Raw genomic sequence first — 15,043 nt, 5'->3', positions numbered from 1 at the left:
GACAAGGATCGGGCATGACGACTTCGACGCTTCTGGTGCTGGGCGGCGCGCGTTCGGGCAAGAGCCGCTTCGCGCAGATGCGTGCGGAGGCCGAGGATGGCGCGCTGGTCTATGTCGCCACGGGGCAGGCCTTCGACACCGAAATGGCCGAGCGGATCGATCGCCACCGGGCCGATCGCGGCCCGCGCTGGCGGACGGTGGAGGCCCCGCTGGCGCTTGCCGAAGCCATCGCCGCCGAAGCGCGGCCGGGGCAGGTCGTGCTGGTCGACTGCCTGACGCTGTGGGCCTCCAATCTGATGCTGGGCGGGCATGACATCGAAGCGGAGACGGAGCGGCTCGCCGGGGCGATCCGCTCCGCGCGGGGGCCGCTGATCCTCGTCTCCAACGAGGTTGGCCTCGGCATCGTGCCGGAGAACGCGCTGGCACGCCGCTTCCGCGACGTCGCAGGGCGGATCAATCAGGCGGTCGCCGGGGTCGTCGCGGAGGCCGTGTTCGTTGCCGCCGGCCTCCCGCTCCGGCTCAAGGGCTGACGGCATCGCGAGACGACCGGCGGATCGGCCGGGTGAGAGCCGCCGTTCATCGGCGCGGAGGAACGGCTCGGCACCCCTCGTTCCACCGCCTCGAATGGACGCGGATGCATCTTTCGCATTGCTTCCGCCCGCTCCATCCGCATTGTGGGGAACGGGAGGGGAGTTTCTCTCCCGTGCTGGAGTCTGCTTGTCCCGTGTCTGACACGATGCACCGCCGGATTTTTCCCGCAACCCTCGGGATCGCCCTCCTGTCCGCGACGTCGGGCCAGACGCAGACCCCGGCGCCACCCCCCACGCCGCTGCTGCCCCCCACGTTCGCGCAGCCGCCGGTCGCCCAGCCGCTGCCCGAGCCACCGGCAGCGCCGCACATCGTCCCGCAGCTCACCGACGCGCAGAAGGACCAGCTCCGCACGATGCTGGACGATGCCAAGGCGAACGGCATCGCCCCGCAGACGGCCGGTGTCGACACCGCGACGGCCAGCGCCGACGATACCGACGCACTGGTTCAGGCGGCGATGGACTATGCCAAGGCGCTCCACAGCGGCCGGCTCGACCCGTCGGACTTCCTGAAGGACTGGGGGTTGCGGCCCGCCGCCTATGATCCGTGGCCGGGCTTCACCACGGCCGTGCAGCAGGATCAGCTCGCCCAGTGGATCGCCGCGCTGCCGCCGCCCTATACCGGCTATGACACCCTGAAGAAGGGCCTCGTGGCCTATCGCAAGATCGACGCGGCCGGCGGCTGGCGCACGCTCGAGTCCGGTCCCGTGCTGACGCTGGGCGCGACCGGCGACCGGGTGGAAGCGCTGCGCAAGCGCCTCGCCGTCGAGGACAAGGATGTCTCGACGCAAGGGCCGGCCCGTTACGACACCGCGATGGTCGAGGCCGTCCGCCGCGCGCAGCGGCGCTACGGGCTGGAGCCCACCGGCACGCTCAATGCGGGGACGACAGCGGCGCTCAATGTGCCCGCGCATGAGCGGGTCCGCCAGATCGTGGCCAATATGGAGCGCTGGCGCTGGCTGCCGCCGGAGCTGCCGACGCACCGTATCCAGGTGAACATCGCCGCCGCCGTGCTCACCGTGTTCGAGGCGGACAGCCCGGTGCTGTCGATGCGGGCCGTCACGGGCCGGCCGGGCGACGAGACGCCGATGCTCCAGTCCGAAGTGCATAGCGTCGTGCTCAATCCGCCATGGAACGTCCCCACCTCGATCGCCACCCGGGAGTTGTGGCCCAAGGAGCGGGCGCATCCGGGCTACTTCAGGAAGCACGACTTCCGCGTGATCTCGACGCCCGACGGCGGCAAGCGCCTCCAGCAGCGCGCCGGCAAGCAGAGCGCGCTCGGCCGGATCAAGTTCGATTTCGACAATCCCTACGGCGTCTATCTCCACGACACGCCGACGCAGGGGACATTCGACCGGTACAGCCGCCTCGCCAGCCATGGCTGCGTGCGGCTGGCGCATCCGCTGGAACTGGCGAAGCTGGTGCTCAAGGATTCGACCGACTGGACGCCGGACGCGATCGACGCGACGCTGGCCAAGGGCGACACGGTGCGCGCCCGCCTTCCCGAGCGGATCGCGGTCTATCTGCTCTACTGGACGGCCTTCGGCAGCGCGGACGGCAAGATGAGCTTCCGCGACGATCCTTATGGTTGGGATTCGGTCCTGGCCAGCCGGATCGAGGCGCGCGCCAATCGCGCGCCGGTGCTGGCCTCCGGCCGATGAAGGGAATGGATATGAGCAAGATCACCCCCCGCGCCGCCCTTCCCCTGCCGCTGGTGGCGCTGGCCGCCGTGACGCTGCTGCTGCCCGGTTGCCACAAGGCTCCGGAGCAGACCCCGCAGAACATGACCATGGAGCTGCCCGAAACGCCGGCGCAACCTCCCGCGGCGCCCGCCCCCGCACCGGAGCCCGCATCCCAGCCGAAAGTGGAGAACAAGGTCGTCCTTCCCGCCCCGGCCGATCTTTCGGAAGACGAGCAGATGCGCGAGGATGCCGAAGCCACGGGCATGACGTCGCGCGTGTCGAGTCGCGGCGACAACGCCTCCGCCCCGTCTGCCGGGGGCAATCTGGTCGAGCATTGATTCCTTGACCGGCCGGGTTGCCGTCCCCGGCCGAGGCTTCACACGCCGACGGCGGCCTGGTTCCTGCCGGCGCGCTTGGCCTGATAGAGCGCCTTGTCGGCTGCCTCGAGCAGGCCTGAGTAATTCTCCTGATCCGGGACGGCGCTCGCTCCGCCGACGCTGATCGTCACCCACGGGGCGACCGTCGACGCCGCATGGGGAATGCGCAGCTTCTCGATGAGGGCGGGAAAGCCCTTCGCCAGATGTTCCAGCTCGGCGGCGCCCGTCAGCGGCAGCGCGATGACGAACTCCTCGCCGCCGAAGCGCGCGGCCACGTCGGTGGCGCGCTTGCAGTTCCTGCGCAGCGCGTCGGCGACCGAACGAAGCACCTCGTCCCCCGCCAGATGGCCGTAATGATCGTTATACTGCTTGAAATGGTCGATATCGATCATCAGCAGCGAGATCGGATACTGCCCGCGCAGCGCGGTGCGCCACTGCATCTCCATATAGTCGTTGAAATAGCGGCGGCTGCTCAGCCCCGTCAGCCCGTCGACATTGGTGAGCCGCTGGAGCTGGAGGTTGGTCTCCAGCAACTCCCGCTGGCTCTTGCGGAGCGCGCGATAGGCCTCGTCGCGCTGGATCTGCATCTGATAGGCGTGCGAGTGATAGCGGATGCGCGCGACCAGCTCGATCGTGTCGGGCAGCTTCACCAGATAGTCGTTGGCGCCGATGCGGAAGGCATCGCGCTTCACGGTCGCCTCCTCCTTGGTGGAGAGCACGATCACCGGGATGTTCGCCGTCACCGGGTCGCCGCGATATTCGCGCACGAGATCGAGCCCGTTGACCGACGGCATCACCAGATCCTGGAGGATCACCGTCGGGCGCACCTTCTTCGCCACCGACAAGGCGTCGAGCGGATCGGAGCAATAGTGGAACTCAATGCCGGGCTGATCGATGAGCGCGCGGCGGATCGCCTCGCCCACCACGATCTGGTCGTCGACGAGCAGCACCATGATGGGCTGCTCCCTTGATAGCGAGCCGAGCACCGACCGCGCCTCGGCGTCGGTCAATACGTCCATCGGCTTCCTCCTTTTCGATGGCCCTGCGCGAAGATGCCGGCGAGCGCCGCCGGGATTCCGTCCAGCGGCAGAATCTCGACGGCGGCGGCCAGCGCCGCGGCCGCCTTTGGCATTCCGTAGACCGCGCTCGTCGCGCGGTCCTGCGCGATAGTATGATGCCCGGCATCGCGCAAAGCCTTTAGGCCGCGCGCACCGTCCGATCCCATGCCCGTCAGCAGCACGCCCACGATCTCGCCGGACCAGTGGGCGCACAGGCTGTCGAAGAACACGTCGATCGAAGGGCGATAGATCGCCTCCGCAGGCTGCTGCGTATAGCCGAGCCGCCCGCCGGCCTTCGCCACCATGTGATCGCTCGTGCCCGCCAGCAGCGCCGTGCCGGCCTGCGGAACCGCCCCCTCGGTCGCGATGCGGACGGGGACGGCGCTGTGCATGCCGAGCCAGCCCGCCATGCCGGCGGCGAAGCGCTCGTCGATATGCTGGACGATGGCGATGGCGGCCGGAAAGTCGCCGGGCAGCTTCTCGAGGATCGTCGCCAGCGCCGCCGGCCCGCCGGCCGAGGCGCCGATGGCGATCAGCGGCGCGCCCGAGCGGCGGCGCGGCGCGTTCTGGCTGGCGCCCGCCGGCCGGGCTCCGCCCGCAAGCCCGTTGAGCGCGCGGATTTTGGTCAGCAGCAACCGCGCCGCCAGCTGCGGGTCGGCCGAGCCGAGCGCCGGCGTGTCGATCGCATCGAGCGCGCCATGCCCCATGGCGGCAAACACGCGCGCGGCCTGATCCTCCACGCTGGAGGTGACGATCAGGATCGGGCACGGCGTCTCGGCCATGATCCGGCGGGTGGCCTCCACACCGTCCATCTCGGGCATGATGAGGTCCATCAGCACCAGATCAGGCCGGTCGGCGGCGCACATCCGCACGGCTTCCACCCCGTTGGCGGCCGTCCAGACGACGCGATGCTCGGGCGCGGTCGCCACGATGCGCCGGAGCGCCTCCGTCGCCGTCACCATGTCGTTGACGATGGCGATCCTCATGCCGTCGCCGCGCCGATGAGATCGGCGACCGCTTGGACCAGCCCGTCGCTGTGGAAGCTGCCCTTGGTGAGATAATGGTCGGCCCCCGCGTCGAGCCCGCGCCGCCGGTCCTCCTCGCGGTCCTTGTAGGAGAGGATCATCACCGGCAGCGAGCCGAGCTTCGCGTGCTGGCGGATCAGGCCGACCAGCGCGATGCCGTCCATGCGCGGCATGTCGATATCGGTGATGACCAGATCGAAGCCGCCGGTGCGCACGACGTTCCAGCCGTCCATGCCATCGACCGCGACCTCCACCTCATAGCCCTGCTGCTCCAGCACCTTCCGCTGAAGCTCGCGCACCGTGAAGCTGTCGTCGACGATCAGGATGCGGCGCCGATGCCCGGCGGCCGAGGGGCCGGCATCGCGCTCGACGCCCTTCAGCCGGTCGGCGGCGGCCAGCTTCTCCATCGAGCGGACCATGTCCTCGACATCGACGATCAGCAGCGGGGAGCCATCCTCCATCAGCGCGCCGGCAGCGATGTCCTTCACCTTGCCGAGGCGCGGATCGAGCGGCTGCACCACCAGCTCGCGCCCGCCGAGGAAGCGGTCGACGACGAGGCCGTACACCGACGGGCCCGCGCCCAGCATCACGACCGAAAGCTCGTCCGCCGTCGCCGGAGGCGGCCCGCAATCCAGCACCTGATGCGCGGAGACGAGGCCGATCTGCCGGTCGTCGAGGCTGAAATATTCCCGCCCGCCGAGCGTCGAGATATCCGCCCGCGCCACCTTCAGCGTCCTGAGGATGCGCGCGAAGGGGAAGGCGTAAGGCTCGCCGCCGATCTCGACGAGCAGTGCGCGCGTCACCGAAAGGGTGAGCGGCAGTTGCAACTGGAAGCGCGTCCCCCCGCCGATCTCGGACGAGACGCGCACCCGCCCGCCGACCTGCCGGATCATGTCCTGCACCGCATCCAGCCCGACGCCGCGCCCCGAAATCTCGCTGACGCTTTCCTTCATCGAGAAGCCGGGCAGGAAGAGGAACTCGAACAGCTCCGCCTCGCCGAGCTTCCCCGCGACATCGACGGGCGCGAGCCCCCGCGCCAGCACTACCTGCCGGATCTGCTCGGGATCGACGCCGTGGCCGTCGTCCGACAGCACGACCTGAAGCGTGCCCGCGCTGTGATAGGCCTCCAGCCGGATGCGCCCTTCCTCGGGCTTGCCGAGCCGCCGCCGCTCCTCGGGGCTCTCGATGCCATGGTCCACGGCGTTGCGCAGCAGATGGCCGAGCGGAGCGTCGAGCCGTTCGAGGATGTCGCGATCGACCTGCGTCGCCTCGCCCTCGATCTCCAGCCGCACCTCCTTGCCGAGGCTGTGCGCCACATCGCGGACCATGCGCGGCAGCGCCTGCACGCCGTCGGCGAAGGGCCGCATCCGCACCTTGAGCGCCTGATCGTAGAGCCGGTGCGCCAGCGCGCCCGACTGCTGATCCCAGCCCTCCACCTCCGCGATCCGGTCGGCGAGCGCATGGCGGCAGGCGCCCATGCGGTTCTGCGCGTTGGTGAGCGCCATCGCCACCGCATCGGTCATCGCCTCGCGGGGCAAGGCATCGCGCAGCGCTTCGAGGGCCTTGGCGGCCTCGTGCTGGAGCCGCTTCAACTGATGGAGCGCCTGCCCGAACGGCTTGAGGCGGCGGGATTCGACCAGCGCCTCGCCGGAGAGATCGAGCAACTGGTTAAGGCTGTCGACGCTCACCCGCAGCGCCCGGTCGGCGGCCTCGGCGATGCGGGCAGGCGCAGGCGGCGGCTCGGGCGGGCGGACCGGCTGCGCGACGGGCGTCCGTTCGAGGCCGCCTTCCAGCTCCGTCACGAACGCCTCGGCGCGGACCTGCCAGATGCCGCCGGTATCCTCCTCCAATGCGATCGCCTTGAGCAGGTCGACACCCTGCAACAGCTTGTCGATGTGCGATCGTTCGAGCACCAGCCGCCCTGCCTGCGCGGCGACGAACAGCTCCTCCATCGCGTGCGCCAGCGTGACGGCCGCCGCCATGTCGACGATCCGCGCGGCGCCCTTCAACGAGTGGGCGGCGCGCATGCAGGCTTCGAGCTGGTCTGCCTGGGCCGGGTCTTGCTCCAGCGCGAGAAGCCCGGCGACGAGCACCTGCGCCTGATTGTCTAGCTCCACGCCGAACAGATCGCGCATCGAGAACTGGCTGAGATCGGTCATGCGAGGCTCTGCTCCACCGCCTCGGCCAGCCGGTCGCCGTCGATCAGCGCCGCCATCCCCTGCGCGACCCTGAGCAGGCCCACCATATAGGCAGCCTGCGACTTGCGGACCGTCACGGGCGTCGGCAGCACCTCGCCTTCGTGGAAGCGGCAATGGTGCTGCACCTCGTCGACCGGCACGACGACCCGTCCGCCCGCGCAGCGCATCACGATCATCCGCCGCCGGTCATCTCCCGCGGCCTCATCGGCGATCCCCAGCACATGCGCGAGCGACACGCAGAGGAGGAGCTGCCCGCGCACATTCGCCATGCCGAGCAACGCGGGGCTCCGCCGGTGTGGCAGCGAGTGGATGGGGCGATGCCCGGTCACCTGATCGAGCAGCAGGATCGGCAGCGCGAACCATTCCTTGCCGATCCGCGCGAGAATGGCGGAGCGCGTCTTGCGCTGCTCGGCCGGAGCCTCGGCGGCGAAGTCGCGCTTCCAGTCATCGTCGATCGCCCCGCGCTGGTCGCGGTCGAGCAGGGTCGCGGCGGTGGCGGCATAGGCCGGGCAGTTGCGGCAATGGGCGTGGCGGGCAAGTTCGGGGCAGCTCTTGTCGCCGCGCACGCCGATGCTGTTCCAGCAGTCGTGGACCTCGCGTCCGGCAAGGAGCGCCTGATCCATTTAGCGGCCCTCGCTTTGTTGCAGCCGGGCCGTACGCGCGTTCAGCCGGCGCGCGCCCGCCACATCGCCGCGCCGCTCAAGCAGCAGCGCCAGATGATCCAGCGCCTCATGATGAAGCGGGTCGAGATAGAGAACCTTGCGATAACAATCCGCCGCGCGCGCCTGCTGGCCCGCCGCATCGCTGATGACGCCGAGCAGGTAGAGCGCGTCCGCCGAAGGACCATGCCAGCCGAGATAGGCCTCGCACGCGCTCGCCGCCTCGGCGAGACGCCCCTGATCGGCGAGACGCTGGATTTCAGGCAGCTCCGCCACTGTCCGGCGGGGCATCGCCGCCGCGCGCGCCACGGCCGCTCTCGGACGAACCGCGACCGGAGCCGGACGCGGACGCGGCATGGGCGCGCGCGGTCGTGCCGTTCCGGTGCCTGCCTTGCGGAACGCGAAGGCGAGCGGGATGCGGGTGGATTCGAATCCCTTGTCGAGAAGGATGCCCGATTCCGAATGGCCGACGAAGAACATGCCGTCCGCCGCCAGCATCCGCCTGAGCGTCGCCACCGCGCGCGCCTGATCGGCGGCGTCGAAATAAATCAGCAGGTTGCGGCAGAAGACCACGTCATATTCCGCGCCCTGCCCGAACATCGGATCCATCAGGTTGCCCGCCGCGAAATGGACGCCCTCGCGCACCCTGGCGGACAGACGATGCGCGTTGCCCACCGGCTCGAAGAAGCGATCGCGGAACGCCAGATCGCCGCCCCGGAACGAGTTGCGGCCATAGACGCCCTCGCGGGCCTGACCGAGCACCTTCTCGCTGATGTCGAAGGCATCGATGCGGAAGCGCCCGGCCGGGAAGCCCGCGTCGAGCAGCGCCATCGCCATCGTATAGGGCTCCTCCCCCGTCGAGCAGGGCAGGCTGAGCAGCCTGAGCACGCCCTCGGGATGCGCAGGAAGCCATTGCTCGACCGCGAAGCGCGCCATCGCCGCGAAGGCCTGCCTGTCACGGAAGAACCAGGTCTCGGGAACCGCCACCGCCTCGACAAGCTGCTGAAGCTCGGCCCGTGACGCGGTGGCAAGCGCGTAATAGGCATCGTCGGACGCGATCCCGCACGCCCGTTGCCGCGCCTGTACCGCCCGCTCGATCGCGGAGATGCCGACGGACTCGCTGTCGAGCCCCATCGCCTGCTTGAGCAGCGTCTGGAAGCGGACGAGCGTCATCCCACCGCCATCGCATCGAACAGGGCGAAGCGCAGATGTTCCGGCACCAGCGCGTCCACGTCGGCCCGCTCGACCAGTCCGCGCGGCCCCGTCGCGAAGGGCGCGAACGCCTCGGGCTCGCAGCGCAGGATGTCGGTGGCGTTCTCGACGATCAGGCCGAGCGGCCGTTCGGCCCCCTCCCGATCGGCGACGCGCGTGACGATGATCCGGGTGCTCATCCGGTCACACGCCGGCTCGCCCCGCTCCAGCACGCAGAGATCGACCACCGGCATGAACACGCCGCGATAGCGCAGCGAGCCCGCCATTCCCGGCGGAGCGCCACGCACGGCGCGTAGTTCCGTCATCGGCAGTATCTCCGCCACCTGCGAGGCCGCCAGCGCATAGCCTGCCTCGCCGATCTGGAAGAGAACGAACAGCATCGCCGCTCAGCCTGTCGCGAGGCGGAAGCGCGAGATGCTGCCGTGCAGATTGCCCGACACCTGGCTCAGATCGTCGATCGCCGAGCTGGACTGGCGGAGCGATTCCACCGTCTGCTGGGTCGCCTCGCTCAATTGCTGGAGCGCTTCGCTGATCTGCTCGGCACCGGTAGCCTGCGCCTCCATGCCGTCGTTCACCGTCTCGAAGCGTGGCGCCAGCGTCTGGACATGCTGGATCACGTCGGAGAGCTTGCCGCCAATCTCATGCACATCGTGCATCCCGCGGCGAACCTCCTCGGCGAACTTGTCCATCCCCATCACGCCGGCGGAGACGGCCGCCTGAATCTCGGTCACCATCTGCTCGATGTCGTAGGTGGCGACCGCCGTCTGGTCCGCGAGGCGGCGGATCTCGGACGAGACGACCGCGAAGCCACGGCCATATTCGCCGGCCTTCTCCGCCTCGATCGCGGCGTTGAGCGACAGGAGATTGGTCTGGTCCGCCACCTTGGTGATGGTGGTGACGACCTGGTTAATGCCGCCCGCCTTCTCGTTGAGCACGGCGAGCTTGGCGTTGATCGAGGCAGCGGCGTCCATGATCTGCGCCATCGTGCCTTCCATGTGGGAAAGCTCGGCCTGACCGCTACTGGCGAGGTCGGCGGCGCGCTCAGCCACCGACGTCACCTCGTTCATGGTGCGCGCCAGTTCCTTGGAGGTCGCGGAAATCTCGCGGCTGGTGGCGCCGATCTCGGTGGTGGTGGCGGCGACTTCGGTGGCCGTCGCCTGCTGCTGCTTGGCGGTGGCTGCGATCTCGGTCATCGAGGTGCTGACGCGGATGCCGGACTTCTGCACCTGCCCCACCAGCTCCATCATGTCGTCGGCCATGCGGTTGAAGCCGTCGGCCAGATCGCCGAACTCGTCGTGCCGCTCGATCGGCATACGCTGGGTGAAATCGCCCTTGCGCATCGCGTCCATGATCGGGGCGAGGCGGCGGAGCGGCACCATGATGGCGCGCATCAGCAGCGTTCCGCTCACCAGCGCGATCAGCAACACGATCAGCACGCAGGCGATCAGCGCGGCGCCCAGCCGCGCGAGATCGTGGTTCACCCGCTCGGCGGCGGCATAGCCGAAGCGGCTGTCGCTGGCGGTGAAGGTGCGCGCCTCGGCGAGCACGTTGGCGAAGGCCGCGTCGAGCCCGCCGCTGCCCCCGTCCCGCGCCCGGACATAATCGTCGAAGCGCAGCTTGAGCTGGTCGAAATGCTGGCGCTCATCGGCGGAATTGACCGTCGCCTCGAAGCGGCCGAGCGTGTCGCGCAGCGCGTCATGGCTGGCGCGGGCATCGCCGCCCGCCGTATTCCGCGCGCTCAGCATATAGTCGCTGGTCAGCGCGTCCTTGAACGCCTCGTTGGCGACGAGCCCCGGAATGGCATCGCCCTGAACGTGAGCGGCTTCCCGCTCGATGCTGCTGAGGCGCAACCAGGCGGCGACACCAACCGTCATCATCACGGCGAGGATGAGCCCGAAACTCATCATGATACGGAGGCGGATGGTCAGACTCTTCATACAAACGCGGCTCCAGCCCCGCGACACGGCCGGCTTGCCTTCTGGCACAAGGGCTTCCGGCACCTGATCGATGCGCACTTCGCAAGCGCCCGGATTTTGTAACCATTTATCTCTAACAGAAAGCTAACGATCCCGGCCGGAGGCCCCTGCGCGCGGGCGGATGGCGCGAAGCAAGCCTTGCGGCTAAAGGCACGCCATGCTCCGCCTTACCGAACTCAAGCTCCCCCTCGATCATCCGCCAGAGGCGCTGCGCGCCGCCATCCTGGAGCGGCTGGGCATCGAGCCGGATGCGCTGATCGACTTCACCGTCGCCCGCCGCGCCAACGACGCGCGGCGCAAGTCGGCGATCCTGCTGGTCTATTCGGTCGACGTGACGGTGAAGGACGAGGCCTCGATCCTCGCCCGCTTCACCGGGGACAAGGATGTGAAGCCCACCCCCGACACCGCCTATCGCTTCGTCGCCCGCGCGCCCGAGACGCTGGAAAAGCGCCCGGTGGTGATCGGCGCCGGCCCCTGCGGCCTGTTCGCGGGGCTGATCCTCGCCCAGATGGGTTTCCGCCCGATCATCGTCGATCGCGGCAAGGTGGTGCGCGAGCGGACTAAGGACACCTGGGGCCTGTGGCGCCGCGGCGTGCTCAATCCGGAGAGCAACGTCCAGTTCGGCGAGGGCGGCGCCGGCACCTTCTCCGACGGCAAGCTCTACAGCCAGATCAAGGACCCGCGCTTCCTCGGCCGCAAGGTGCTGGAGGAGTTCGTGAAGGCCGGCGCACCGGAGGAAATCCTCACCGAGGCGCATCCGCATATCGGCACCTTCCGGCTGGTGACGATGGTCGAGAGCATGCGCGAGACGATCCAGAGCCTCGGCGGCGAATATCGCTGGCAGCATCGCGTCGAAGATCTCGACATCGAGACGCGCGCCGACGGCTCGCGCCATCTTCGCGGCCTGCATTTCCAGGACGGCAGCACTCTGGAGGCCGATCATGTCGTGCTGGCCGTCGGCCACAGCGCGCGCGACACGTTCGAGATGCTCCATGAGCGCGGCGTCCATATCGAGGCCAAGCCCTTCTCGATCGGCGTGCGGATCGAGCATCCGCAGAGCTGGATCGACCGGGCCCGCTTCGGCGAATGCGCGGGGCATCCGATCCTGGGCGCGGCGGCTTATGCTCTGTCGCACCATTGCCAGAACGGGCGGACGGTCTACAGCTTCTGCATGTGCCCCGGCGGGCGCGTGGTGGCGGCGACCTCCGAGGAAGGCCGCGTCGTCACCAACGGCATGAGCCAATATTCGCGCGCCGAGTTCAACGCCAATTCGGGCTTCGTCGTCGGCATCGATCCCGAGCGCGACTTCCCCGGCCATCCGCTCGCCGGCATCCATCTCCAGCGCGCGCTGGAGGAGAAGGCGTTCGTGGCAGGCGGCTCCAATTATGCCGCGCCCGGCCAGCGCGTGGGGGATTTCCTCGCCGGCCGGCCATCCACCGGGTTCGGGGCGGTGCAGCCCTCCTACAAGCCCGGCGTGACGCCGACCGACCTTGCCACCGTCCTGCCCGATTTCGTGGTCGAGGCCTTCCGCGAGGCGCTGCCCGTCTTCGGCCGCCAGATCGCGAACTACGACCATCCCGACGCGATGATGACCGGCGTCGAGACGCGCACCTCCTCCCCGCTCCGCATCACGCGCGGCAAGGACATGCAGAGCCTCAACCTCGCAGGCCTCTACCCTGCCGGCGAAGGCGCGGGCTATGCAGGCGGCATCCTCTCGGCAGCGGTGGACGGCATCAAGGTGGCCGAGGCGGTCGCGCTCAGCCTGACGGGGGTCGCCGCCTAACGCGGCAGGCGGAACAGCTCCTTGGGAATATGAGTGATCCGGCAGGCGAGGTCCGCCTCGCCGGACGCCACGATGTAGTGATCGCCGGCATCGACGACGCCGGTCGTGAACACCACGTCGTGGACGTACATCTGATCGTTGATCGGCGCCGTGAGATCGGGCGCCGGATCAAGCAGCGAAACATTCCCGGTATGGAGGATGCGGCTCGGATCGTCGCGATCGAGCAGCGACCAGTAGGTGCGATAGACGCCGACGATCTCGCGCGGCTCGACCCCATGCCACAGGCTGAGCCAGCCCTCATCGGTGAGGATCGGCGGCGCGCCGCCGCCCATGCGCGCCGTCGCCACCGTGCCCGAATGCGGGCGGATGCCGGGCTCGCGGCAGGGTTTCCAGTGCAGCAGGTCAGGTGAGGTGGCGAGGTTGATCGAGGGCCCGGCCTTCCACTCGCTGCCCGGCGGATAGGCGAAATAGAGGCTGCCGAGCGGCCGCGTCTGGGCCCAGTAGCGACCGTCGATCCGGCCCTCGAAGATCAGCATGTCCTTGTTCTGGTGATCGAGCACGATGTCCTCGAACGTCCAGTCCAGTCCATTGGTCGAACTGTAGAGCGTGGTGGAATGGCGCTCGGGGCTGACCGAGCAGCTCGTCATCAGCCAGCGTCCCTCGACATGGCTGATCCGCGCGTCCTCCACACCGTAGCATTGGAAGGGATATTGCGGCGCGACGGCGCGATCATAGTGGATCGCCTCCACCCGCAGCCCGTCGGGATCGAACTCGACCGGCAGCAGCCAGGAGAGCGAGGTCAGCGCCACCACCCGCCATCCGCCGCCGAGGATCGCGAATTTGCGCGGGTCCGCCGTGTCGACCATGTCGAGCGGCCAGGCGTCGAGGATATAGCGCCCCGCCTCCCAGCGGATCGCATGGATATGTCCGTTGCGGATCGGCTCGCGCAGCGCCTCGGCGATCCGCACCATCATCAGCAAATTGCCGTTGGGCAGGCGCGTCAGACCCGGATTGAAGGCGCCGAGCACGTAGGTCTCGGCATCGAAATGCCCCGCCATGGGGGAGCGGGCGAGATCGAGGTCGGCGGGCGCCAGCACCAATCGGTCGACCGGGAAGGAAGGCCGCGGGGCGGCATCCGATTGTCCGGTGACGGCGGTATGCGACATCGCGGCTCTCCTCACGCTCGGCGAACGGGAGACGCAGCGGCAGGCTGCCCGGTTCCGCCTCCGCGCAGCCGATCCGGCAAAAGCCGCGCCGTTTACCGGAGATTAGGGACGGCCAGTCTAGACTCGGGGCTGGAAGGGAAACCATGGCTCCCAAACTCGCCCTCCTAGCGCTGACGCTTTCTGCCGGGGCCGCCGCACCGGCCATGGCGCAGGTCCACACGCTCGATCCGTCGCTGACCGACATCCCGCCCGGCGTGATGCGCACGATCAGTTTCGCGGCCGATGGGCATCCCGTGGTGGTCGACCGCCCTTATGCCGGCCGGCAGGACATCCAGCCCGTTCAGGTGGTGACCGTCCAGACGACCGAGGAAGACGAGGACGGCAACCCGATCCGTACCACGGTCGAGACGCGGCTCGAACCTCTCGCGGCCTTCGCCTACACGCCGCAGGGGCCGCAGATGGCCTATGCGCCCGCACGGGCGGCACAGCCGATCCAGCCCCCGCATGTCGACGGGCCGATGCTCGCCAGCCTCCTGTCTTCCGCGCCCGACGGGGAGGATGCGGCGGATACGGACGCGCAGCCCGTTCTCCAGACGGCACTCGACATTCCCGCCCCCGATTTCGGGCCTGCGGAGGCCGCGCCTGTCGATCTCGCGCAGCATGTGCCGATCCGCGCAGGCGATTTCGACTCCTTCACCTTGCCCGTGCTGCTGCGTTCGGCGCCCATGATCGTGCCGATCCAGGCCGCGCAGGCCGTCCCGGCGCCCGATTACCGTCTCGCCGTGCTGACGCCTGCCACGGCGCAACCGCTCAGCATCCATCGCGATCCGCGCACGGGCCATTTCATCGCCCCGATCCGCATCAACGGCGTCGCGATCCAGGCGATCGTCGATACCGGCGCGCAGGACACCATCCTCTCCGCCCGCGATGCCCGCGCCACCGGTGCCGCCCAGAACATCGTCCGTTCCGAGCCGATGGCGGGCATCGGCGGCTATACGATGCTGAGCGTCGCGCGGCTCCGCTCGATGGAGGTCGCCGGGCAGAATCTCGGCAGCTTCACCGCCGCGATCGGGCAGGAGGGCATTCCCTACACGCTGCTCGGCCAGACCGAAATCAACCGCCTCGGCCGCATCGTCATCGAGAATGGCGTGATGACGATCACGCCCCGCGCCGCCCAGGTCGCCTTCCGCTAACCGCCATCTCCGAAACGCCCCAAAAAAGGGACCCCGCCGGCGGTGGGGCGCCGGCGGGGCTGTGGGATAGGGACAGGAGACCGGCATGGGGGAACAACAGACCGCCGATCTCAAGAGGCCGAACGCG

13 protein-coding genes are annotated in these 15,043 nt (G+C 68.9%); 5 read left to right on the top strand and 8 right to left on the bottom strand.

Annotated features, from left to right (window positions below; genetic code table 11):
• Positions 1-14 precede the first annotated feature (14 nt).
• From cobU to ST3T6A_RS19200, 3 genes are all read left to right on the top strand, one after another.
• Complete coding sequence (gene cobU, locus ST3T6A_RS0103625; RefSeq protein WP_019831532.1) at positions 15-530, top strand: bifunctional adenosylcobinamide kinase/adenosylcobinamide-phosphate guanylyltransferase; 516 nt, start codon at positions 15-17, stop codon at positions 528-530.
• Between the two features lie 206 nt (positions 531-736).
• Positions 737-2,248: a L,D-transpeptidase family protein gene (locus ST3T6A_RS0103620; RefSeq protein ID WP_019831531.1), complete on the top strand. Its 1,512-nt coding sequence runs from the start codon at positions 737-739 to the stop codon at positions 2,246-2,248.
• Between the two features lie 11 nt (positions 2,249-2,259).
• The gene (locus ST3T6A_RS19200) at positions 2,260-2,607 is read left to right on the top strand and encodes a hypothetical protein (RefSeq protein WP_019831530.1); all 348 of its coding nucleotides are present in this window, start codon (positions 2,260-2,262) and stop codon (positions 2,605-2,607) included.
• Between the two features lie 38 nt (positions 2,608-2,645).
• Here ST3T6A_RS19200 and ST3T6A_RS0103610 read toward each other — a convergent pair whose 3' ends face one another.
• The 7 genes from ST3T6A_RS0103610 to ST3T6A_RS0103580 are packed head-to-tail and all read right to left on the bottom strand — an operon-like array spanning position 2,646 to position 10,735.
• Entirely contained in the window at positions 2,646-3,665 is a 1,020-nt protein-coding gene (locus ST3T6A_RS0103610) for a diguanylate cyclase domain-containing protein (protein ID WP_019831529.1), read from the bottom strand.
• Positions 3,653-4,690, bottom strand: a complete 1,038-nt coding sequence (locus tag ST3T6A_RS0103605) for a chemotaxis response regulator protein-glutamate methylesterase (RefSeq protein ID WP_019831528.1) — start codon at positions 4,688-4,690, stop codon at positions 3,653-3,655. Before ST3T6A_RS0103605 ends, ST3T6A_RS0103610 begins: the two co-directional genes overlap by 13 nt.
• Positions 4,687-6,888 carry a hybrid sensor histidine kinase/response regulator gene (locus ST3T6A_RS0103600; RefSeq protein ID WP_019831527.1) on the bottom strand — a complete coding sequence of 734 codons (2,202 nt, stop codon included), beginning with the start codon at positions 6,886-6,888 and terminating at the stop codon, positions 4,687-4,689. The genes ST3T6A_RS0103605 and ST3T6A_RS0103600 overlap by 4 nt, the downstream gene beginning before the upstream one ends.
• Positions 6,885-7,550: a chemotaxis protein CheW gene (locus ST3T6A_RS0103595; RefSeq protein ID WP_019831526.1), complete on the bottom strand. Its 666-nt coding sequence runs from the start codon at positions 7,548-7,550 to the stop codon at positions 6,885-6,887. The genes ST3T6A_RS0103600 and ST3T6A_RS0103595 overlap by 4 nt, the downstream gene beginning before the upstream one ends.
• A complete protein-coding gene (locus tag ST3T6A_RS0103590) occupies positions 7,551-8,759 on the bottom strand; it encodes a CheR family methyltransferase (RefSeq protein ID WP_019831525.1) in 1,209 nt (402 codons plus the stop codon). It lies immediately after the preceding gene.
• Positions 8,756-9,178: a chemotaxis protein CheW gene (locus tag ST3T6A_RS19195; protein ID WP_019831524.1), complete on the bottom strand. Its 423-nt coding sequence runs from the start codon at positions 9,176-9,178 to the stop codon at positions 8,756-8,758. The genes ST3T6A_RS0103590 and ST3T6A_RS19195 overlap by 4 nt, the downstream gene beginning before the upstream one ends.
• Positions 9,179-9,184: 6 nt before the next feature.
• Positions 9,185-10,735: a methyl-accepting chemotaxis protein gene (locus ST3T6A_RS0103580; protein WP_019831523.1), complete on the bottom strand. Its 1,551-nt coding sequence runs from the start codon at positions 10,733-10,735 to the stop codon at positions 9,185-9,187.
• Positions 10,736-10,931: 196 nt separating this feature from the next.
• Between ST3T6A_RS0103580 and ST3T6A_RS0103575 the strand changes: the two genes are divergently transcribed.
• Positions 10,932-12,557 (top strand): NAD(P)/FAD-dependent oxidoreductase, encoded by a 1,626-nt coding sequence (locus tag ST3T6A_RS0103575; protein ID WP_019831522.1) that lies wholly within the window; start codon positions 10,932-10,934, stop codon positions 12,555-12,557.
• Here the strand turns inward: ST3T6A_RS0103575 and ST3T6A_RS0103570 are convergent.
• The gene (locus tag ST3T6A_RS0103570; RefSeq protein ID WP_019831521.1) at positions 12,554-13,723 is read right to left on the bottom strand and encodes a glycosidase; all 1,170 of its coding nucleotides are present in this window, start codon (positions 13,721-13,723) and stop codon (positions 12,554-12,556) included. The genes ST3T6A_RS0103575 and ST3T6A_RS0103570 overlap by 4 nt on opposite strands.
• A gap of 143 nt (positions 13,724-13,866) precedes the next feature.
• Here ST3T6A_RS0103570 and ST3T6A_RS0103565 point away from each other — a divergent pair, with 143 nt between their 5' ends.
• On the top strand, positions 13,867-14,916 hold the full coding sequence (locus ST3T6A_RS0103565; protein ID WP_157602385.1) for a retropepsin-like aspartic protease family protein: 1,050 nt from the start codon (positions 13,867-13,869) through the stop codon (positions 14,914-14,916).
• Positions 14,917-15,043 lie beyond the last annotated feature (127 nt).

It is taken from the genome of Sphingomonas sp. PR090111-T3T-6A, assembly GCF_000383095.1.
Lineage (GTDB): Bacteria > Pseudomonadota > Alphaproteobacteria > Sphingomonadales > Sphingomonadaceae > Solisphingomonas.
The sequence above is the reverse complement of the archived record's forward strand: the minus strand, read 5'-3'. Positions and strand labels throughout refer to the sequence as shown.